The organism is Collinsella sp. AM28-11LB (assembly GCF_003469895.1).
Lineage (GTDB): Bacteria > Actinomycetota > Coriobacteriia > Coriobacteriales > Coriobacteriaceae > Collinsella.
In genome coordinates this window covers 65199-86841 of sequence record NZ_QSKJ01000010.1, presented here as the reverse complement: position 1 = coordinate 86841, position 21643 = coordinate 65199, and the positions used below count along the sequence as shown (strand labels likewise).

The window sequence follows — 21643 nt, the reverse complement described above, 5'->3', positions numbered from 1 at the left end:
GATAAAATTGTTCGGAAACTATAGGACAGACTGATTCAATTGTTAGACGAATCGGCTAGTCACGCAGGATGATGTCCATGGCGAGCATCAGGTTGCGCTCGTCGATGGCAAACGGGGCGGCCTCGCGCGTCTTGGGCTTGGCGCAAAACGCGATGCCCGTGCCCGCGGCCTGAATCATGGGGATGTCGTTGGCGCCGTCGCCAATAGCGACCGTGTGGGCCATATCGACGCCGCACTCAACTGCCCAATCCAGCATCTGGATAAGCTTGGACTCCTTGGTCACGATGTCTGCCGCCAGTCTTCCGGTGAGCTTGCCGTCTACGACCTCCAGACGGTTGGCCAGGCAAAAGTCGATGCCCGCGGCTTCCACGATCTTATCGGCAACCTCGTGGAAACCGCCGCTTACCACGCCGACCTTCCAGCCCTTGCTGTGCGCCGAGCGCACAAGCTCAAACGCGCCGGGGGTAAACGTCACACGCTCAAAGGTGCGCTCGAACACGTTCTCGTCCAGGCCCGCAAGCAGCCCCACGCGCTCCTCGAGCGCTTGCTTAAAGTCGAGCTCGCCGCGCATGGCGCGCTCGGTAATTTGCGCTACCTGCTCGCCCACGCCTGCCTCCTCACCCAAAAGATCGATGACCTCCTGGTTGATGAGGGTGGAGTCGATATCCATAACGATGAGGCGTGCAGACATGTTGGGCCTTTCCGGGTGCAGTTGTATTGGGGCACATTGTCGCACGCGGCGCGCCTCGGCGACAGTCGCGGTGCGCCAATTGTTTCGTCTCCGTCAAGTCTTTGGGCAGGAGCTACTTTTTCGCGGCACATCGACGCGGGTGCGATAAGATAGAACGCCATGTCCGGCTGCGCGGTTTACGCAGGCCGGGCGAATCTGTACGACGCCGCCCGGAACGACACGGGGCGGCACAGATCCATAAAGGAGGATCACTGGTATGAGCCAGACCCGTCCCATCGACGAGCATTCCATGCACACCCGTACCTGCGGCGAGCTTCGCCGCGAGAACGTGGGCGAAGAGGTCACCCTCACCGGTTGGGTGAGCCGTCGCCGCGACCACGGTGGCCTTATTTTCTGCGACCTTCGCGACCGTGAGGGCATTACGCAACTCACCTTCGACCCCGAGCATTCTGACGGCGATGCCTTTAAGATCGCCGAGACCATGCGTCCCGAGTGGCCCATCAAGATTCACGGCGTCGTGCGCGCCCGTGGCGACGAGACCACCAACACCAAGCTCGCCACCGGCGAGATCGAGGTCCTGACCGACCATGCCGAGGTGCTCAATACGTCCGTCACCCCGCCGTTCCAGATCGAGGATGGCATCGAGACCAGCGAGGACACCCGTCTGCGCTATCGCTATCTGGACCTCCGTCGTCCCGAGATGATGGCCAACCTCAAGCTGCGCTCCGACTTCACCTTTGCCATTCGCGAGGCACTGCACAACCGTGAGTTCATGGAGGTCGAGACGCCCTCACTGTTTAAGTCCACGCCCGAGGGCGCCCGCGACTTCATCGTTCCCAGCCGCATCCAGCCGGGCAACTTCTACGCTCTGCCGCAGTCCCCGCAGCTTCTGAAGCAGCTGCTCATGGTCGGCGGCGTCGAGCGCTACTACCAGGTTGCCAAGTGCTTCCGCGACGAGGACCTGCGTGCCGACCGTCAGCCCGAGTTCACCCAGGTCGATATCGAGATGTCTTTCGTGGACCAGAACGATGTCATGAGCGCGCTCGAAGAGGTCCTGGCCGATGCCTTCGGCCGCATGGGTGTCGAGATGCCCACGCCGCTGCGCCGCATGGATTACTGGGAGGCCATGGACACCTATGGCTCCGACAAGCCCGATACCCGCTATGGCATGCACCTGGTCGACCTGACCGACATCTTTGCCAACTCCAAGTTCAAGGTCTTTGCGACTGCCGCAAACGAGGAGGGCTCTGTCGTCAAGGCCATCAACGCCAAGGGTGCCGGTGCCTGGGCGCGTGCCAAGATCGATAAGCTCGCCGGTGTGGCTTCCACGTTTGGCGCTAAGGGCCTGGCTTGGATCGCCTTCCGCGAGGACGGTTCCATCAACAGCCCCATCGTCAAGTTCTTCTCGGACGAGGAGATGGCCGCTCTGCGCGAGCGCATGGACGTCGAGCCCGGCGACCTCGTGATGTTCGCCGCCGGCCCGCGCCTGCTTTCCGACGAGATCCTGGGCGGCATGCGCTCCCACATGGCCAACGCGCTCGAGATCAAGCGCGAGGGTCACGACTTCCTGTGGGTCGTCAACTTCCCGCTGTTCCACTGGGACGAGGACCGCAAGGCCTATGCAGCCGAGCATCAGCCCTTTACCCTGCCGACCGAGGCTGACATCGCCAAGATCGAGGCTGACCCGCTGGCAGCCGGCTCCTGCACCTACGACTTTGTCATGGACGGCTTTGAGGCCGGTGGCGGCGGTATGCGTATCCACAACGCCGAGATGCAGATGTCCATGCTCAAGCTTCTGGGCTTTACCGAGGAGCGCGCCGAGTCGCAGTTCGGCTTCCTCATGGAGGCGCTCAAGTTTGGTGCGCCCCCGATGGGCGGCTTCGCTCTGGGCCTGGATCGCGTGTGCATGCTGCTCACCGGCTCCGACTCCATCCGCGACGTCATGGCGTTCCCCAAGACGGCCAGCGGCTCCGATCTCATGTCGGGCGCCCCGAGTGCCGTTTCCGGCGCCCAGCTCAAGGACGTCAGCCTGCGCCTGATGTAGGCGAGCGGCTACATATTGCCCGCAACGAGGGAAGGACGTGTGCCTTCCCTCGTTTTTTATACGCCGATGTTGCGAGGGTATGGGTTGACCGGGCATCGCGGAAAGCCCGGCCCAGTTTCCTACAGTGAGTCTCTCTGAACGAGCTGCATGTGCATGACGGTGGTGGTGGGCGCGGCACCGTTAATCATATCGAGCGCAATGCCTGCGGCCTTGCGGCCTTCCTCACAAAGCGGCTGACGAATGGTCGTCAACGCGGGGACGCTGCGAGCTGCGACCTCGTGGTCATCGAAGCCCACGACCGAAACGTCTTTGGGTACGCTAATTCCCGCTTCGTTGAATGCGGCGATAACGCCGGTTGCGATACGGTCCGATCCGCATAGCACGCCGTCGGCATGTATTTCGCGCGCGAGCAGCCGCCGCGTGGCTTGGTAGCCGTCTCCGCTGCTCCATCCGGTATAGATGACATTTTCATCTGGAAGGCTTTCGCCCAAAATTGCACGGTAGCCGCGAAGGCGGTCGACGACGGCGGGGTTATCCTGCGGCCCCAGCACGGCAACGATGTCCTTGCGCCCGCGATCTTTCATAGCGAGCGCCGCAAAGCGTCCGCCCTCTTCGTCGTCGGAGTAGACCGTCGAGAACACATCGCGATAGGGGTGGCCCTCGAGCTGGCCGCACAACACGGTGGGTACGCCCAGCTCACGCAGCACCTCGAGCAGCTCACTGCCCTTGTAGGGCGAGACGTCGATGACGGCGTCAAACGAGCGACGCTCAAAATGCTCGCGTGCGCGATTGCGCTCATGCGAGGAAGATGCCTGCAGGATCACGGGTAGGTAAGACGACTCCGAAAGTTCCTCGGTAATGCCGCTAAAAAACTCACTGTAGGTGGGATCGCTAAACAGCTCGCTCAAAGGCTCGGTAACCAGTACGGCGATAATTTCCGTGCGTCCGACGGCGAGCGCCCGGCCGCGTGCGTTGGGTACAAAATTGACTTCCTTGGCAGCCGCGCGGACGCGCTTTTTAGTTTCCTCGCTAATGCGGGGGGAGTCGTTGAGGGCACGCGATGCCGTGGAGCGCGAAACACCGGCAGCTGCAGCAACCTCGGCAAGCGTCGGTGCGGTGCGAACTGGTTGGGTCATGGTGTCTCCTGGAAAAAGCGGTCGATGTTGTCACTGATACGGGCTGGTGCGGATACAGCTTACTATAGTGCGCCTGAACAGCGTTCATGATATCCGGCCACTGGTGGCATTTCACGTTCAAGCTGCTGTTGAACATGGCTTGCAAGGGTGGGGCATAGATGGGCGCGGCCGTTGTCCGCCGCCTGGGAATGCTGTTTTGCGCTGAGTTTCGATACGCAGGGTGACATAAGTTCCGCGGTTGTACAACCGGTTGCACCGTTAATCCGGCGAAATCGACCGTTCAGCGGACAACCGGTTGCACAGGTTTTTGCATCGCCCATAAGATAAGGACAACCGGTTGCACAAGAATCACTACGATGACGAAGGAGCATCACCATGGACGCCATTAACGATTGGGAAAACCAAGCGCTCACCCACAGGAACCGCCTGGCACCCCATGCGTACTTTATGGGTTATGAGACCGCCGATCTCGCCGCTACGTACAGCCGCGAGCTGTCGCGCGGATTTGTCCAGCTGTCCGGCTCGTGGCAGTTCCGCCTTTTTGAGGGCCCCGCGGCCGTCTCCAACGAGGCACTTTGCACGTACGAGCCCGAGTGGGATCACGTGGAGGTTCCGCACCTGTGGCAGGTAGACGGCTATGGCAACCTTGCCTATACCGACGAGGGTTTTCCGTTCCCAGTGGACCAGCCGTTCGTTCCCTCCGACGACCCCACGGGCGTCTACCAGCGCATCGTCAACCTTCCTGCCGTGCCTACCGGCGCTCGCGAGATCATTCGCTTCGACGGTATCGAGAGCTACGGCGAGCTGTATGTCAACGGCAAGTTTATCGGCATGACCAAGGGTTCGCGCCTGTCCGCCGAGTTTGACGTAACCGACGCGCTCGTCGAGGGCGACAACCTGATTGCGGTCAAGGTTCTGCAGTACAGCGATGGTAGCTACATCGAGGACCAGGACATGTGGTGGGCATCGGGCATCTTCCGCGATGTGTACCTCATGCAGCGTCCCGCCGCGCATCTGGTCGACTTTAGGTTCCGCACGCACCGCGAGGGCGATGCCGCTCTGGTCACGCTCGATACGGTTGCCGAGGGCGCAAGCCGCGTTGTGTATACGCTCAGCGATGGCCAGAATGTGGTCGCTACGGGCGAGTGCGTCGACGGCCATGCCGAGTGCAGCGTTGCCGATGCCCACTTCTGGAACCCCGAGGACCCCTTCCTCTATGACCTTACGCTTGAGGTCTACGACGGCGACGAGGTCAGCGAGTACGTTCCGCATCGCCAAGGCCTTGCCGAGGTGACGGTCGAGGGCAATCATATCTACCTCAACGGCACCTACTTTAAGATGCATGGCGTCAACCGCCATGACCACGACGATCACAAGGGCCGCGCTGTGGGCCTCGATCGCATGCGCCGCGACCTGGAGCTCATGAAGCAGCACAACATCAACGCGGTGCGCACATCCCACTACGCCAACGACCCGCGCTTCTACGAGCTGTGCGATGAGTATGGCATCATGCTGGTCGCCGAGACCGATATGGAGAGCCACGGCTTCGAGAATATCGGCAACATCGCCCTGGTCACCGACGGCCCTGCCTGGGAGCCGGCCTACGTCGACCGTGTTGAGCGCCTGGTGATGCAGGAGCGCAATCACGCCTGCATCATTATGTGGTCGATGGGCAACGAGAGCGGCTATGGCTGCAACATCCGCGCGATGTATGCCAAGGCTCACGAGCTCGACGGTCGTCCGGTCCACTACGAGGAGGACCGCAACGCCGATACCGTCGACGTCATTTCCACCATGTACTCCCGCGTGTCGCAGATGAACGACTTTGGCGAGCATCCGTTCCCTAAGCCGCGCATCAACTGCGAGTACGGCCACTCTATGGGTAATGGTCCCGGAGGCCTGTCCGAGTACCAGGAGGTCTTCGATCGCTGGGATTGCATCCAGGGCCAGTTTATTTGGGAATGGTGCGACCACGGTCTGGCTGCTGTGACCGAGGACGGCGTTGCCTACGACATGTATGGCGGCGACAACGGCGATTACCCCAACAACAGCAACTTCTGCATCGATGGCATGGTGTTCCCTTGGCAGCAGCCGAGCCCGGGCCTTACTGAGTATGGCCAGGTTATCTGCCCGGTTCGCATGGCCTACGATGCCGAGTCGGGCGAGCTGACCGTCACCAACAAGCGTTGGTTCACCACCCTCGAGGATGTTTGCCTGTCGGCCGAGACCCTGGTGGACGGCGACGTGGTCAGCCGCAAGACGCTCATGCCCGGTGCGGTTGCCCCCGGCGAGTCCGTCCAGCTGCCACTGGTGATTCGCGAGGCCGCAGTGGGCGAGACCCTGCTGACCGTGCACGCCTACACAATGGCGGCTCACGCCTGGTGCGAGCCGATGTTCCAGCTGGGTGCAAGCCAGTTTGCCATCGCAAACCATCCGGCGCCGGCCATCGCGGCTCCCATTCGTCCTGAGCTTACGGTCGAGGAGACCGAGCAGGAGATTCGCATTCACTCCCTCAACGGCGAGCTGACCTTCAACAAGGTTAACGGTACCGTGAGCGAGTGGAAGGCATCCGGCCGCGACGTCATCGCCTCCGGTCCCCAGGTTGGTTTTTGGCATCCGCTCGTCGATAACCACGCCCAGGAGTACGACTCCCTGTGGAAGGACAACTTCATCGATGTGATGCAGACGTCTACCCGCAAGGTTTCTTGGAAGCAGGATGGCAACGCGGTCGTCGTTACCGTGAGCCAGCGCATCGCTCCTCCCGTCCGTGCGTTTGGCATGCGCGTCGAGCTTGTCTACACCGTGCTTCCGAGCGGTCGCGTCGACCTCAAGGTTTCCGGCGAGCCCTACGGCGATTACTCGGACATCATCCCGCGCATCGGCATCTCCTTCGAGGTTCCCGGTTGCGATCGTGCCGTTGAGTGGTACGGCCACGGCCCGGGCGAGAACTATCCGGACTCGCTGCGCGCCAACCCGGTCGGTCATTACCGCACTACGGTCGACGACATGTTCACGCCCTACGTTATGCCTCAGGACTGCGCCAACCGCGAGGGCACCCGCTGGGTTGCCCTGCGCTCTAGCCACGGTGACGGCGTGCTGGTGACCCGTCCGGTCGATGCCGCCTCCAACCCGTTCTCGTTCTCGGCATGGCCCTATAGTTGCGAGGCCATCGATAGCGCCAAGCACGTCTACGACCTTGTCAAGGGCGATACGGTCACGGTCAACATCAACGACCAGCTGCTCGGCCTTGGCTCGAACTCTTGGGGTTCCGAGGTGCTCGACTCCTATCGCACCCGTTTTGAGAGCTTCAGCTTTGAGGTGTCCCTGCGACCGCTGACGTCTGCCGATCTGGCTCAGGCGCTGGCACCCATTAAGGAGGCATAAGTCATGCATGTATTTAACTCGCGTGCCGACTTCGACGCCCAGATGAAGTCCGTCAAGAAGTGGATGCGTACCGGACAGGCGCTCGATGGTGTTGCCGACCTGCAGCACGACGTGGCGTACTCCATCGGCGACTCGTTGGTGTACTGGTGGGTCTATGCCCGCGAGGCCGCAACCGCCGATCTGGTCGGTCACCGTCGCTACCATGCCGTGCTCGCCCCGCTCGACGGCGACCTGACCGTCGAGGTTGCCCCCAAGGCAGGCCTCACCTGCACGCGCGCCTACAGCGATATCGATGATCGTGAGCGCTTTGAGGGTACGGGGGAGACCGTGACGATTCCCGCCGGCGGCGTTGCCGTCGTCGAGATCGACGAGGCCTACCGTGTCGTGGACGATGCCGCGGATTCCCGCGTCGTGGTACTGCACGTGACGGTTGAAGGTTATTCCTTCCCCAACAAGTAGTATTCGTCCGTTTGGACGTTTGCTTTGCGCCGTTAAGGGGGATGGCTTTGTTGACTCCCTTTTCCCCATCCCCCCTAGCAGGTGTGCTGTCCACGATTGCGCTTGCAGTCCGGACGGTTTTAGATGAGATATAACGGATGATTGGGAGGGCTTATGAGCTCTGAAAAACGAGGAACGATTGGTTCGTTCGCTCTGCTGGGCATGACGGTCGCCGCCGTGTTCGGTATCAAGAACATCATCAACAACAACGCGGCCATCGGCTTGGCGGCTGCGCCGTCGTTCTTCTTCGCCACACTTTTGTACTTTGTCCCCTATACTCTGGTTACCGCCGAGTTTGTCGGTCTTAATAAGGACTCCGAGTCTGGTGTGTACGCATGGGTTAAGACTTCGATGGGTGGTCGCTGGGCGTTCCTGACGGCATTTAGCTACTGGTTCGTTAACCTGTTCTACTTTGCATCCGTCCTGCCCAACGTCATCATCTACGCGAGCTACGTGTTCCTTGGTGCCAACGCCGAGCTCTCGCAGCTGTGGATCACCATTATCGAGATCGTCGTCTTTGCTATCGCCACGTGGGTTTCGACCAAGGGCGCTAAGTGGATCGGCTCCATTTCCTCCTTCGGCTCGACCGCGGCTCTCGGCCTGACCGCTGTGTTCATCTTGCTGTCCCTGGCTGCTGCCTTTGGCGGCGTCGAGTTCGCTACGGCTCCTACCCCCGCTAACATGGCTCCCGACATGAGCAACTTCGCAACTATGTGGGGCTTCTTCGGTACGCTTGCCTGGATCATCCAGGGCGTTGGCGGCGCTGAGTCTGTCGGCGTGTTCCTTAACGACCTTAAGGGCGGCGTCAAGGCCTTCGTGCGCACCGTCGTTATCGCCGGCCTGACCATCGGCCTTCTGTACGCAGGCGCTTCGCTGCTGGTCAACCTGTTCATTCCCGAGGGCGGCGTTGCCATCTCCACCGGTATCTTCGACGTATTCGGCGCTGTCTTTGCCCACTTTGGCATTCCCATGGAAGTGTCCACGCGCGTCATTGGCCTGATCCTTCTCGCTGCCACGCTGGGCTCCCTCATGATGTGGACCTCTGCTCCCATCAAGGTCTTCTTCACCGAGATCCCCAAGGGCGTCTTTGGTAGCAAGATCGTCGAGCTCAACGAGCACGGCATTCCCGCCCGCGCCGCTTGGCTGCAGTTCGCCATCGTCGTCCCCATCCTGATCATCCCGGCCTTGGGCTCTGGTAACCTCGACGACCTGCTCATGATCGTCACCAACATGACGGCCGCCACTGCTCTGCTCCCGCCGCTGCTGATCCTGCTTGCCTACTTTATGCTGCGCAAGAACTTCGACGCCGCTCCCCGTGACTTCCGCATGGGCTCGCGCAGCTTTGGTCTGGTCGTTGCCGCATTCCTGCTTGTGGTCTTCTGCTTTGTGCTTGTCTGCGGCACCATCCCGCTCGATCAGCCGCTGTGGCTGACGCTGGTCTACAACGTTGGCGGTGTGGTTGTCTTCCTGGGCCTTGCCGTGATGTGGTACAACCGCTATATCAACCGTCTGCGCGAGACCGATCCCGAGGCCGCCGAGAGCGAGCTGCGCCCCTCCGTCCTCGACATGATGGAGTAGCGGCTAGGATTAATCTACGGCTGTGGAATAAATCGATTCCCTTTCCTAAGGAGGGGCCTTACGAGGCCCCTCCCTTTGTGTTTTGGGGCATGGTTTTGGACCCCGTGGTCAAAAAATGCCAAATATGAGTACTGTTGCAAAAGAGGTGTCATATTTTTCGGCCTGTTCTGAGCAAAAACGGGCTTAAAATCAATTTATATAACCCCCCTTAAAGGGCGTTTGACGGCTTTCAACCTCTTCGAATCCCTCAAAGGAGGCAATTTGCTCTCGATTTTGCTGCTACTAAATTGGTGACAGTACTCATATTTGCCACTTTTTGCCCACGAGGTGTTCAGAGGAGCTCTCGACAAGCATCTAACGCTACAATAACTACCACGTGTCTGGGTTTGCCAGCCGAATGAGCGATACCGCGGGAGGGGACATGGTCGAGTTTACAAAGACGATTAAAGATCCGTTGGGACTGCATGCCCGCCCGGTCGCGCTACTCTACGACATCATCGCCAAGCATCGTAGCGACGTGTCGGTCAGCATCGGCGACCGCCATACCGATGGCCGTGACGTGATGGGCCTCATGGCGCTTTACGGCGAATGTGGCGAGGACATCGTCTTTCGCGTTTCAGGCGTAGACGAGGCCTCGTGCGTCACGTCGATCAGAAACCTCTCGCTCTAAACGCAACAAGGGACTGCGGACAGTCCCTTTGTCACATCTCTAGGAGGCGCTCTTTGCGGTGCCTCTTTTGTTTCGTATAGGAAACTTTTTCGAAAACTGAATAGAGACCCTTTCAAAAAAGTTAACCACATGTTAGTTTACTAAAGCGAACATAGACGTGGTTAACTTTTACCGCGTCGATGTTGAGGACGAACCGACGTTAGGAGCTCACTCATGTCTTGCGGACCGCAGATGCCGGCCATGCCGCTTTCGATGGTAAAGGCGGGCGAAACCGTGCGCGTGTCTCGGGTAAAGGGCAATGAGGACATGAAGCACCACCTCAAGGACCTTGGCTTTGTCGAGGGCAGCGAGATTCACGTGGTGAGCTCGAGTGGTGCCAATATCATCGTCACCGTGCTGGGCGCACGTTTTGGCATCGATTCCAAGGTTGCCATGCACATCATGACCGTCGGTTAGTCCGCAGCATTTCATTAAAACCGAAAGGGGGACAAGAGGATGAAGACGTTGGGTGACGTTAAGGTAGGCGAGAGCTCTACCATCGTCAAGCTTCACGGTGAGGGCGCGCTGCGCCGCCACCTTATGGACCTGGGGCTCATCAAGGGCACTTCGTTCAAGGTCGTAAAGGTTGCGCCGCTCGGTGATCCGGTCGAGATCAACGTGCGCGGCTACGAGCTTTCCATCCGCAAGGAGGAAGCGGCCGTCGTCGAGGTTCAGTAAGGGCTCGCGGCGTGTATTTCTGCATATAAAGTTAGGTTTTTCTAACTTAATGCAGCATCTTTGAAGCACATTATCCAACCTGCGCGGAGATGACAGCGCGGGCACACAAGGAAGAAGGATTGAATGGCGGATTCTCAGATCCATGTCGCGCTTGCGGGTAACCCCAACTGCGGCAAGACCACGCTTTTCAACCTGATCACCGGCGCCAACGGCTACGTTGGCAACTGGCCCGGCGTCACGGTTGAGAAAAAGGAAGCCAAGCTCCTAAGCGACAAGAACGTTACCATCACGGACCTCCCTGGCATCTACTCGCTTTCCCCCTACAGCCCCGAGGAGCAATGCTCGCGCGATTACCTCATGAGCGGCGAGCCCGATGTCGTCGTCCAGGTCGTCGACGCCACCAACCTCGAGCGCAACCTGTATCTGGCACTTCAGGTCATTGAGACCGGTCTGCCCGTGGTCGTCGCCCTCAACATGGCCGACTTGGTCGAGAAGAACGGCGATAAGATCGACACGGACAAGCTCTCCAAGAAGCTCGGTTGCCCGGTCGTGATGATCTCGGCCCTCAAGAACAAGGGCATCAAGGAACTGTTCGAGCAGGTCAAGAAGTCCGCTGCTTCCAAGGGCCAGGTGCCGGAGCACAAGTTCGATTCCTCCATCGAGGACGTTCTGGACCACATCGAGAATAACCTGCCTGCGAGCGTTTCCGCCAGCAAGCGTCGCTACTACGCCGTCAAGCTGTTCGAGCGCGATACGGATGCCTGCAAACTCATCAACCTCACCAAGGAGAAGGCGGCTCGTGTGGAGCAGCTGGTCGCCCAGTGCGAGCAGGATTGCGATGACGATGCCGAGTCCATCATCACCGGTGAGCGCTATGGTGTGATCGCGCACATCGTCGATGAGTGCCTCACCAAGGCTCCGGCCAAGATGAGCACTTCCGAGAAGATCGACCGTGTGGTTACCAACCGCATTCTGGGCCTGCCGATCTTCGTAGTCATTATGTTCTGCGTGTACTACATCGCCGTTTCCACCCTGGGCGGTACGGTGACCGACTTCACCAACGACCAGCTCTTTGGCACCGACGGTTGGTACGTGCTCGGTCAGGGCCGCGACGCCTACGATGCGGCCGTCGAGGCCGTGGGCGAGGACGCTGCCGATTCGATCGACCCGGCACAGTACGGCCCGTATGTTCCGGGTATTACCACCATGGTGCACGATGCCCTCGTGGCGGGCGGCACCGAGGACGGTGGCCTGGTCGATTCGCTGGTCTGCGACGGTATCGTCGGCGGCCTGGGCGCCATCTTCGGCTTCGTGCCGCAGATGTTCCTGCTCTTTGTGATGTTGTCCTTCCTGGAGGATTGCGGCTATATGGCCCGCGTCGCCTTCATCATGGACCGCGTGTTCCGCCGCTTTGGCCTGTCCGGTAAGTCCTTTATCCCCATGCTCGTGTCCTCGGGCTGCGGCGTCCCCGGCGTCATGGCCACCAAGACCATCGAGAACGAGAAGGACCGCCGCATGACGGTCATGACCACCACGTTCATTCCCTGTGGCGCCAAGCTGCCGATCATTGCCCTGCTCATGGGTTCCATCATCGGCGATTCTTCCACCACCGCCGCGTGGATCAGCCCGCTCTTCTACTTCCTGGGCGTCTTTGCCGTCATCGCTTCGGGCCTCATGCTCAAGAAGACCAAGCTCTTCGCCGGCCGCCCGACGCCGTTTGTTATGGAGCTTCCTGCCTACCACTTCCCGGCGATCCGCTCTTGGGCGCTGCACGTGTGGGAGCGCTGCTTCGCCTTTATCAAGAAGGCCGGCACGGTCATCTTTGCGTCCGCCGTCGTCGTTTGGTTCCTCTCCAACTTTGGTAGCTACAACGGCGCCTTTGGCTACCTGCCTTCCATGGAGGGCATCCCCGAGGAGTTCATGGATTACTCCGTGCTTGCCATGTTCGGCAACCTGGTCGCTTGGATCTTCGCCCCGCTCGGCTTTAGCACCTGGCAGGCCACCGCACTGACCGTCTCTGGCCTCGTCGCCAAGGAGAACGTTGTCGCCACCGCCGGCTCGCTGCTCTCCGTTGCCGACGCCGCCGAGACTGACCCGAGCCTGTGGACCGCGTTTGCCGGCATGTTCCCGACTATGGGCGCCTGCGTTGCCTTCGGTGCCTTCAACCTGCTGTGCGCCCCCTGCTTCGCCGCCATGGGCACTATCCGCAACCAGATGAACTCCGGTAAGTGGACCGCGATTGCCATCGGCTACGAGTGTGCCTTTGCTTGGGTCATCGGCCTGTTCATCAACCAGTTCTATAACCTGCTTGTTCTTGGGCAGTTTGGTATCTGGACGGTTGTGGCCATCGTGCTGCTGGCTGCGATGCTCTTCCAGATCTTCCGTCCCATGCCCAAGCATGCATGGACCGACGAGGACGAGACCAACACCGCTTCTGCCACGGTTTCCGCCTAAGTCCGAATAAGGATTAGCCCCTTTTCACGAGCCCGGGTGTCCCAGCGACACTCGGGCTTTTTGGTGCAATGGGGGACAGATTGCTTTGCTCCAGAAGTTAAGATGTGACGTTTCTGCAGATAAAACCGACCAAAATAAACCTGTCCCTTTTTGGCAGGTGGAGAATGGGGTAAAGTAAGTGGTGGTTAACTAGAGGAGGCTTTCTATGGCACCTATCGATATTGTTGTGCTGGCCGTTATCGCCATTGCGTTTGTCGCCGTGTGCGTGCGCATTTATCGCAAGGGCACCTGCGCCGACTGCGCTCAAGGTGGCGTTTGCACGGGACATTGCTCCAACAAAAAGACCTGCGCCGCACTTAAAGGCGTGGACAAAATCGCCGAAGACTTGGGTCGCGGTATTCATTAGCCGACTGGCGTTTGAGCATATATGACTGCGGATACGGCAGTTGCTGATACGATAAGTACGTTAGCAACTGCCGCCGAGCGGCTCAAACGAAAGGAACCTTGTATGGAGTCCTCTGCCTACCCGATGCTCTTTAGCCCGATCAAGGTCGGTACGACCGAGGTCAAGAACCGCGTCTTTATGCCGCCGGTGTCTACCAACCTGGCCGATCATGGCTATGTGACCGAAGACCTGGTCGACCACTACCGTGCCCGCGCCAAGGGCGGCGTGGGCCTGATCATCACCGAGGTCGTGACGGTTGAGCCCACCTATACCTATCTGCCGGGTGACATGTGCTGCTACGACGACACGTTTATCCCCGGTTGGGAAAAGCTCGCCGCGGCCGTCCACGAGTACGACTGCAAGATCATGCCGCAGCTCTTCCACCCCGCCTACATGGCCTTTAACATTCCGGGCACGCCGCGCCTGATCGCTCCGTCCTTTGTGGGCCCGTCCTATGCCCGTGAGGCGCCGCGCCCCATCACGGTCGATGAGATCCACGAGCTCACGCATCAGTTTGGCGACGCTGCCGTGCGTATGCAGAAGGCCGGCGTCGACGGCGTTGAGGTCCATGCGGCACACGCCCATGGCATGCTCGGCGGCTTTTTGACCCCGCTCTATAACAAGCGTACCGACGAGTATGGTGGCTCGCTCGACGCCCGCATGCGCTTCTTGCTCGAGGTCATCGCCGAGATTCGCGAGCGTTGCGGCAAGGACTTCATCATCGACGTCCGTATCTCGGGCGACGAGTACACCGATGGCGGCCTGACCCTCAACGACATGATCTACGTCTCGCGTCGCCTGGAGAAGGCCGGCGTCGACATGATTCACGTGTCGGGCGGTACCACCATCAAGCGCGGCTCTGCAATTCCCGCCGCTGGTACACAGCAGGCTTCGCACGCCGCTTGTTCGCGCGAGATCAAAAAGCATGTGAACATTCCCGTTGCCACGGTCGGCCGCATCAACGAGGCATGGATTGCCGAGGAGCTGATCGAGGACGGCGCTGCCGACATCTGCATGATGGGCCGCGCCAATCTGTGCGATGCCGAGTTCTGCAACAAGGCGGCTGCCGGCAACGCCGACGAGATTCGTCCCTGCATCGGCTGCCTGCGCTGCCTGAACGGCATCATGTTCGGCAAGCGCATCTCCTGCACCGTCAACCCGGACGTGGAGCGCGACGAGGCCGGCTACGAGCCTGCCGCCGAGGCCAAGAACGTGCTCGTCGTGGGCGCCGGCCCCGCGGGTATGGAGGCGGCCTACATTGCCGCCAAGCGCGGCCACAACGTGGTGCTCGTGGACAAGCAGGATGAGCCGGGCGGCGAAATGCGCATCGCAGCCGTTCCGCCGGCAAAGCAGGAACTCACCCGCGTGATCAAGTATCAGTACCGTCGCCTGGCCGAGGCCGGCGTCACGTGCGTCTTTGGTACCGAGCTTTCGGCCGAGGACATTCAGCGCGATTACGCGGGCTACGAGGTTGTCCTGGCTTATGGCGCCGAGCCCATCGCTCCGGCCTTTATGCAGGGCTTTAAGCAGGTTATGACGGCTGACGACCTGCTGGGCGGCAAGGCCTTCCCGGGCAAGAAGATCGTCATCGTGGGCGGCGGCACCGTCGGCTGCGAGACGGCCGATTACCTGGCCCCGTTGGTCAACGACCTGTCGCCGGCCAATCGCGATGTCACCGTCATTGAGATGACCAAGACGCTCGCCGCCAACGAGGGCGGTGCCGGTCGCGCGGTGCTCATCACGCGCATGCTCTCCAAGGGCGTTCACGTGCTGACCGAGGCCAAGGTGACCGAGATTACCGAGGACACCATCAGTTACGAAAAGGATGGCCAGATCCACACCATCGCCGATGCCGATACGCTGGTGCTTGCCATGGGCTACCGCCCCAATACCAAGCTTGCCGATGACCTTGCCGCTGCCGGCGTTGTCACCCACGTGCTGGGCGATGCCCAGAAGTGCGGTAACATCCGCGACGCCATCGGCGATGGCTACAAGGTCGCCTGCGAGCTCTAATCAATCCCCTGGCGCATGAGGGGGGCGTCTCTGCGCCATCCGATAGCAAAACAGCGGTGGTGTCCCGGGTTTCGGGATGCCGCCGCTTGTTCTTGTGATCCTGGCGACGTGAGCGCGCCCTATTTCACCGCAACTGAGGGAATGGGGGATGCGATAGTATTACGTGGTGATATTCGACAAACCGTGAGCTTCATTCGAGGGCTTTATGGAACAGCACCAGCATTATCAGAGCCTGCAAGATCAGGCATACAACGCATTGCGCTCCAAGATCATCTATGCCGAGCTCAAGCCCGGCACGCGCCTTTCGGCGATTGGTCTGGAAAAGGAGACGGGAATCGGGCGCACGCCCATTCGCGAGTCCTTTGTGCGCTTGCGTGAGCAGGAGCTGGTGGAAACGCGTCCCAAAAGCGGCACTTATGTCTCAAAAATCAGCATGGAGCGCGCCGAGAACGCCTGTTTCTTGCGTGAGAAACTCGAGAGAAGCGTGCTCATTAAATGCTGCTCTGCCGCCACGCCCGAGCAAAAGCAGCGGCTCGAGCAGATTCTTGCCGAGTCCGAGTCGCTTGACCATCGCGAAACGCGTTGCTTTTTCGATCTGGACAACCTGTTCCATGAGACGTGTTTTGAGATTGCCGGCCGCCACATGTTGTGGGATTGGATGAGGAGCGTCAATACGCATTTCGAGCGCTACAACTGGTTGCGTATGGTGTCGCAGGATCTGGATTGGGAGCCGATTCGTCGGCAGCATCGCCGGATTCTCGAGGCCATTAAGAAGGGCGATACCGACGCGGCGAGCTATTTGGCAGAGACGCACTTGCATCTGATGCCCGAGGAGCAGGGCCCGGTTATCGCCTTGCATCCCGACTATTTTGAGCTGCCTAAAGACTCGGCCATCTAACTCGCGCCCTTTATTAGCTGCGGTGAAATTAAGATCGTTCTGCGGCTCTGGTGGCGTAGGCAGTTCGTATAAATGCCTAAAATGGCTCAGGTTGCCGACAATTGGGAAACGGGGTGCGCTATGGCGCAGATGAGAATCAAAGACATTGCCGCCGAGGCGGGCGTGAGCCCGGCCACGGTTTCGCGCTATCTCAATAACCGCCCCGGGCAGATGACCGAGGAAACCCGCGCTCGCATCGCGGCGGTTATCGAGCGCAACGGCTATCGCCCACGTGCCGCCGCACGCAATCTGCGCAGCTCGCGCACTAACCTCATTGGCGTGATCTTGGCAGACATCGCCAACCCGTTCTCCAGCGCCATGCTCGAAGGGCTTTCCGCCAGCGCCGCCGCGCGCGGCAGCTCGCTCATGACGGCCATTAGCGGCAACGACCCCGCCAAGGAGGCAGAGTCGCTCACCAGACTTATCGATGCCGGCGTGGACGGCCTGATCGTCAACACCTGTGGTGGCAACGACAAGGCGATCGCCGCGGCCGCGGGGCGCCTGCCTGTCGTTCTGCTCGACCGCGATGTTGCCAATGGCGGCATCGATCTGGTGACCTCTAACAACCGCGAGTTGGTCGCCGGCCTGGTAGACGCCTTGGTCGCCGCGGGCAGCGAGCACCTGTGCCTGCTCACCGAGGCAAGCGACGACAGCCCCGTGCGTCGCGAGCGCGCCGAGGCCTTTGCCGACGAGCTCTCGCGTCGCGGCCTGACCGGCGAGGTCGTCACCCTGGCCGACGGTGGCGCCGCGGGTGTCGGCCGCCTGGACGAGGCCATCCGCGACTATGCGGGCAAAAAGCTCGGCCTTATCGCCGTCAACGGCCTGGTCTTTCTGCGTCTGACCGAGGCGTTGGCGCAGCTGGGCCCCTCGCTGCCGGCGGGTCTCAAGATTGCGACGTTTGACGATTACCCCTGGAATCATGTGCTCTTTGGCGGCGTGACCACGGCCGCGCAGGACACCCTCACCATCGCCGAGCGCGTGGTCGAGCGTCTGTCTGAGCGCATCGATGTGGTCACCACCACGGTGGGCGATGCCGCAAAGCTCGCCCCCAAGCGCATCGAGATTCCCGGTCACATCGAACACCGCGCTTCGACCTCGCGCTAACCATTCGTTCGTGCTTGGCACCCGCCTGTTCGCGCACGTTTTTTGAGCGCTTGATACGCTTTAACCCTGCGGAAACATTTTTCTGCGATAGTATCTGCGGTATAGACCAGTCGAAACCCGCCCGAAAGAAAGGGGAGCGACATGAACCAGCAGAACATCGATTACGTACTCCGCTCCGTAGAGCAGCGTGACATCCGCTTTGTGCGTCTGTGGTTTGTCGACATTCTCGGCCGCCTCAAAAACTTTGCCATTAGCCCCGAGGACCTCGAGGTCGCATTTGAGGAGGGCATTGGCTTTGACGGCTCGGCCATCGAGGGTTTTGCCACGCCCGAGGAAGCCGATATGCTGGCGTTTCCCGATGCTTCGACCTTCCAGATTTTGCCGTGGCGTCCGAGCCACAACGGCGTCGCCCGTGTGTTCTGCGACGTGTGCACTCCCGATCGCAAGCCCTTCGCCGGCGATCCGCGCGATGCGTTGCGTCGCATGTTCCGCAAGGCAGAGAAAGCCGGCTATCTGCTCAACGTGGGCGCCGAGCTGGAGTATTACTACTTCCCCGACGAGCACACGCCCGAGCCTCTCGACAACGTGGGCTACTTCGATCTTTCGGTGAGCGATGCCGCTCGCGATCTGCGCCGCAACACGGTCCTTACGCTCGAGAAGATGTCCGTGCCCGTGGAGTACACCTTCCATGCCGCCGGTCGCTCGCAGCACGGCATGAGCCTGCGCCATGCCGAGGCCCTGAGCATGTCCGACGCCATTACCACGGCCAAACTCATCATTAAGCAGCAGGCTTACGAGAGCGGCTGCCACGCCTCCTTTATGCCCAAGCCGTTGGCGGGCGAGGACGGCAGCGCCATGTTTTTGCATCAGTCGCTGTTCGACCACGACGGCAACAATGTCTTTTGGGGCGAGGCCGACGAGAAGTACCACCTCTCCGATATTGCCAAGCATTACATGGCCGGCATCCTGGCGCACGCGCGCGAGATCAGCGCCATCACCAACCCCACCGTCAACTCGTACAAGCGCATCACCACGGGCGGCGACTCCGTGCCGCAGTACGCCACGTGGGGCTTGCGCAACCGCGCAAGCATGGTTCGCATCCCGGTCTACAAGCCCGGCAAGCAGCTGTCCACGCGCATCGAGCTTCGTAGCCCCGATCCCATGGCCAACCCGTATCTGGTCAACGCCGTCACGCTGGCGGCTGGTCTCGACGGCATTGAGCGCAAGCTGGAGCTCCCGCCCGAGGCCACGGCCGAGACGCTCAAGCTCAACGACCGCCAGATGCTCGAGGCCGGTTATACGCCGCTGCCGCGCTCGCTTAAAGAGGCACTCGACGTCTTTGAGGACTCGCAGTTTATGAAGGATGCCCTCGGCGAGCACATCCATAGCTTCTTCCTCAAAAAGAAGCGCGACGAGTGGCATAAGTTCGAATCCACGATCACCGAATGGGAGATCAAGCACTACCTGGCGAACTCCTAATCGCGCTGGCTTGTCCCAGTACGATTGAGCTCATTTTTATGGAGGCCGATATGTCCGAAAAGAGTGCCCTGTTCATGGCGCGCACGACGCGCTTCCACGAGTTTGCCCGCAGCTTGACGACCACCCTGGGTGTCGAGGTGAGCCTGGCCACCCCCGATTCGCCGACTGCGGCGCACGACTTTGACCTGCTGATCCTCGATTCTGATGGCATCCGCAGCGACCGCATCGATCAGATTGCCAAGTGGCTTGACGACCGCGGTGGCGTTCCCATGTTGGTGATCGTCGACGACGAGGCGCTCGGCACCCTGCGCCTGCCCAATCACGCGCATGCCGACTTTGTATGCCCCACGGCGACGCCCAACGAGCTCAAGGCTCGTGCGCAGCGCCTGATGGGCGAGGAGGAGACCGTCACCGCCGACGATGTACTCAACATCGACAACCTCGAGATCAACCTGGCTACCTACCAGGTGACGCTCGATAACGAGCCCATCGACCTGACGCTGATGGAGTACTCGCTGCTGAGCTTTTTGGCCACGCACCCCAACCGCGCCTACAGCCGCGAGGTGCTGCTGCACCGCGTGTGGGGCTTTGAGTACTGCGGCGGTACGCGTACCGTCGACGTGCATATCCGACGCATCCGCTCCAAGGTGGGCCCGCAGATCGCGGCACACATCACCACCGTCCGCGGCGTGGGCTATCTGTTTAAGGACTAGATTTCCACCACAAAGGGGACAGGCGCCTTTGTGGTGGCTTTGCCACAGGTGGGGGTCCCTTTCGGGTCTGCAACAGAACTTAAACCTTCCTAAAAGATTTCGTTCTCATACACGTTCGCCCACATATTGGGGTACAACTCAACGTGAACAATGATGGCCCGCCACATGTTTGGCGGGCCTTTGGTTATTTGACGAAAGGATTGCAGCATGAACGAGAACGATCCCCAGCGTCCCCAGGATGCGGGCAACGCCGGCGAGACTCAGCAGCAGCCGCGCGTACAGGTGGAGTCGACGCCTGCCGACGGCAACAACATTCCCTACGTGCAGGCCTACGACACGCAGACCGGCAAGCCGCTGGGCGGCCAGCAGGTTGTAAACAAGCACACGGTGGTCAAGACCAAGACCAAAAAGCTGCCGATCTTTATTACGGCGCTTGCCGGTTGTGCCTGCGGAGCCTTGCTGGTCATCGCACTCATTATGAGTGGCACGCTCGATATTGGTGGCGGTAAGAATGCCGTGACGGCGGGTGCTTCGGGTTCATCGACGCAAAAGATCACCATCGACTCCGAGGACACCACGCTGGCCGAGGCCGTCTCTGCTAAGGCCCTGCCCTCCGTCGTTTCCATCGCCGCCACTTCGAGCGGTAGCCAGAATGGCTCGCTTTCGCAGTCTGCCGACGAGTCGGATAGCTCGGGCAGCGTCGGTTCGGGCGTGGTGCTCGATACCGAGGGCCACATCCTCACCAACAACCACGTGGTCGATGGTTACGACCAGTACGTGGTGACCATGGACGACGGCACCACCTATGAGGCCGAGTTCGTGGGCAACGATGCCTCGAGCGACCTCGCCGTCATCAAGCTCAAGGATGCCGATGCCTCCAAGCTCACCCCGATCGAGATCGGCGACTCCTCCAAGCTCAACGTGGGCGAGTGGGTCATGGCTATCGGTTCGCCGTTTGGCAACGAGCAGTCTGTCTCCACGGGTATCGTGTCGGCGCTGTATCGCTCCACGGCCATGAGCTCTACCAGCGGCAATACCATCTATGCCAACATGATTCAGACCGACGCCGCTATCAACCCGGGCAACTCCGGCGGCGCGCTCGTCAACGACAATGGTGAGCTTGTGGGTATCAACTCGCTCATCGAGAGCTATTCGGGCTCCAGCTCGGGTGTGGGCTTTGCCATTCCGGTCAACTATGCCAAGAACATTGCCGACCAGATCATCGACGGCAAGACGCCGGTGCATCCGTACATGGGCGCTACGCTTTCGAGCGTCAACGCGCTCAACGCCCGCACCAACAAGCTGAGCACCGATAGCGGCGCGTATGTGGCGAGCGTCGTTGAGGATGGTCCTGCTGCCAAGGCCGGCATTCAGGAGGGCGATGTCATCACCAAGCTGGGCGACGATGAGATCACGAGCGCCGATGGCCTGATCATCGCACTGCGCAGCCACGAGGTGGGCGAGAAGGTCGAGATCACGCTCATGCGCGGCAAGGACGAGAAGAAGGTCACCGTCGAGCTTGGCTCCGACGAGGAGCTGCAGAACCAGCAGCAGGACGACAGCGCGACTGACACCGGCAACGGCGGTATTACCGACGAGCAGCTGCGCCAGTATCTGGAGGAGCTGCTAGGCCAGCAGGACCAGGGCCAGGGCTACGGTCAGGGTTACTAACGAGCCACTCCACACATATCGAAGCCAGAGGGGGGCTGTCCCGCCAACGCGGGGCAGCCCCCCTCTTTTCGCGATGATCCCTTGGGGGCGGAGGAAAACGGATCACTTG

Annotated in this window: 17 protein-coding genes; 15 read left to right on the top strand and 2 right to left on the bottom strand. The window is 60.4% G+C overall.

Annotated features, from left to right (window positions below):
• Nucleotides 1-55 precede the first annotated feature (55 nt).
• A complete protein-coding gene (serB, locus tag DW732_RS08240; protein ID WP_118099266.1) occupies nt 56-691 on the bottom strand; it encodes a phosphoserine phosphatase SerB in 636 nt (211 codons plus the stop codon).
• A 256-nt stretch (nt 692-947) separates the two neighbouring features.
• Here serB and aspS point away from each other — a divergent pair, with 256 nt between their 5' ends.
• A complete protein-coding gene (aspS, locus tag DW732_RS08235; RefSeq protein WP_118099265.1) occupies nt 948-2735 on the top strand; it encodes an aspartate--tRNA ligase in 1788 nt (595 codons plus the stop codon).
• Nucleotides 2736-2854: 119 nt separating this feature from the next.
• Here aspS and DW732_RS08230 read toward each other — a convergent pair whose 3' ends face one another.
• Nucleotides 2855-3871, bottom strand: coding sequence for a LacI family DNA-binding transcriptional regulator (locus DW732_RS08230; RefSeq protein WP_118099264.1), 1017 nt, complete (start codon nt 3869-3871; stop codon nt 2855-2857).
• A 375-nt stretch (nt 3872-4246) separates the two neighbouring features.
• Here DW732_RS08230 and DW732_RS08225 point away from each other — a divergent pair, with 375 nt between their 5' ends.
• The 14 genes from DW732_RS08225 (at nt 4247) to DW732_RS08160 (ending at nt 21534) form a co-directional block, all read left to right on the top strand.
• Nucleotides 4247-7255: a glycoside hydrolase family 2 TIM barrel-domain containing protein gene (locus tag DW732_RS08225; RefSeq protein WP_118099263.1), complete on the top strand. Its 3009-nt coding sequence runs from the start codon at nt 4247-4249 to the stop codon at nt 7253-7255.
• Between the two features lie 3 nt (nt 7256-7258).
• The gene (locus DW732_RS08220; protein ID WP_117743184.1) at nt 7259-7714 is read left to right on the top strand and encodes a hypothetical protein; all 456 of its coding nucleotides are present in this window, start codon (nt 7259-7261) and stop codon (nt 7712-7714) included.
• Nucleotides 7715-7867: 153 nt separating this feature from the next.
• Entirely contained in the window at nt 7868-9331 is a 1464-nt protein-coding gene (locus DW732_RS08215; protein WP_117743185.1) for an amino acid permease, read from the top strand.
• A 421-nt stretch (nt 9332-9752) separates the two neighbouring features.
• Nucleotides 9753-10001: an HPr family phosphocarrier protein gene (locus DW732_RS08210; protein ID WP_035136856.1), complete on the top strand. Its 249-nt coding sequence runs from the start codon at nt 9753-9755 to the stop codon at nt 9999-10001.
• A gap of 213 nt (nt 10002-10214) precedes the next feature.
• Nucleotides 10215-10457, top strand: coding sequence for a FeoA family protein (locus DW732_RS08205; RefSeq protein WP_040358815.1), 243 nt, complete (start codon nt 10215-10217; stop codon nt 10455-10457).
• 39 nt (nt 10458-10496) lie between these two features.
• Nucleotides 10497-10718, top strand: coding sequence for a FeoA family protein (locus tag DW732_RS08200; RefSeq protein ID WP_006234774.1), 222 nt, complete (start codon nt 10497-10499; stop codon nt 10716-10718).
• A 123-nt stretch (nt 10719-10841) separates the two neighbouring features.
• Nucleotides 10842-13172 carry a ferrous iron transporter B gene (locus DW732_RS08195; RefSeq protein ID WP_118099262.1) on the top strand — a complete coding sequence of 777 codons (2331 nt, stop codon included), beginning with the start codon at nt 10842-10844 and terminating at the stop codon, nt 13170-13172.
• A gap of 205 nt (nt 13173-13377) precedes the next feature.
• Nucleotides 13378-13578 (top strand): hypothetical protein, encoded by a 201-nt coding sequence (locus tag DW732_RS08190; protein WP_118099261.1) that lies wholly within the window; start codon nt 13378-13380, stop codon nt 13576-13578.
• 102 nt (nt 13579-13680) lie between these two features.
• Nucleotides 13681-15630, top strand: a complete 1950-nt coding sequence (locus DW732_RS08185) for an NAD(P)/FAD-dependent oxidoreductase (RefSeq protein ID WP_118099260.1) — start codon at nt 13681-13683, stop codon at nt 15628-15630.
• 205 nt (nt 15631-15835) lie between these two features.
• Nucleotides 15836-16528 carry a GntR family transcriptional regulator gene (locus DW732_RS08180; protein WP_118099259.1) on the top strand — a complete coding sequence of 231 codons (693 nt, stop codon included), beginning with the start codon at nt 15836-15838 and terminating at the stop codon, nt 16526-16528.
• 120 nt (nt 16529-16648) lie between these two features.
• Nucleotides 16649-17671: a LacI family DNA-binding transcriptional regulator gene (locus DW732_RS08175; protein WP_158567387.1), complete on the top strand. Its 1023-nt coding sequence runs from the start codon at nt 16649-16651 to the stop codon at nt 17669-17671.
• Between the two features lie 141 nt (nt 17672-17812).
• Complete coding sequence (locus DW732_RS08170; RefSeq protein WP_117798990.1) at nt 17813-19150, top strand: glutamine synthetase family protein; 1338 nt, start codon at nt 17813-17815, stop codon at nt 19148-19150.
• A 50-nt stretch (nt 19151-19200) separates the two neighbouring features.
• Nucleotides 19201-19863, top strand: coding sequence for a response regulator transcription factor (locus tag DW732_RS08165; RefSeq protein ID WP_006234733.1), 663 nt, complete (start codon nt 19201-19203; stop codon nt 19861-19863).
• A 207-nt stretch (nt 19864-20070) separates the two neighbouring features.
• Complete coding sequence (locus DW732_RS08160) at nt 20071-21534, top strand: S1C family serine protease (protein ID WP_118099257.1); 1464 nt, start codon at nt 20071-20073, stop codon at nt 21532-21534.
• The last annotated feature ends 109 nt before the right edge of the window (nt 21535-21643 follow it).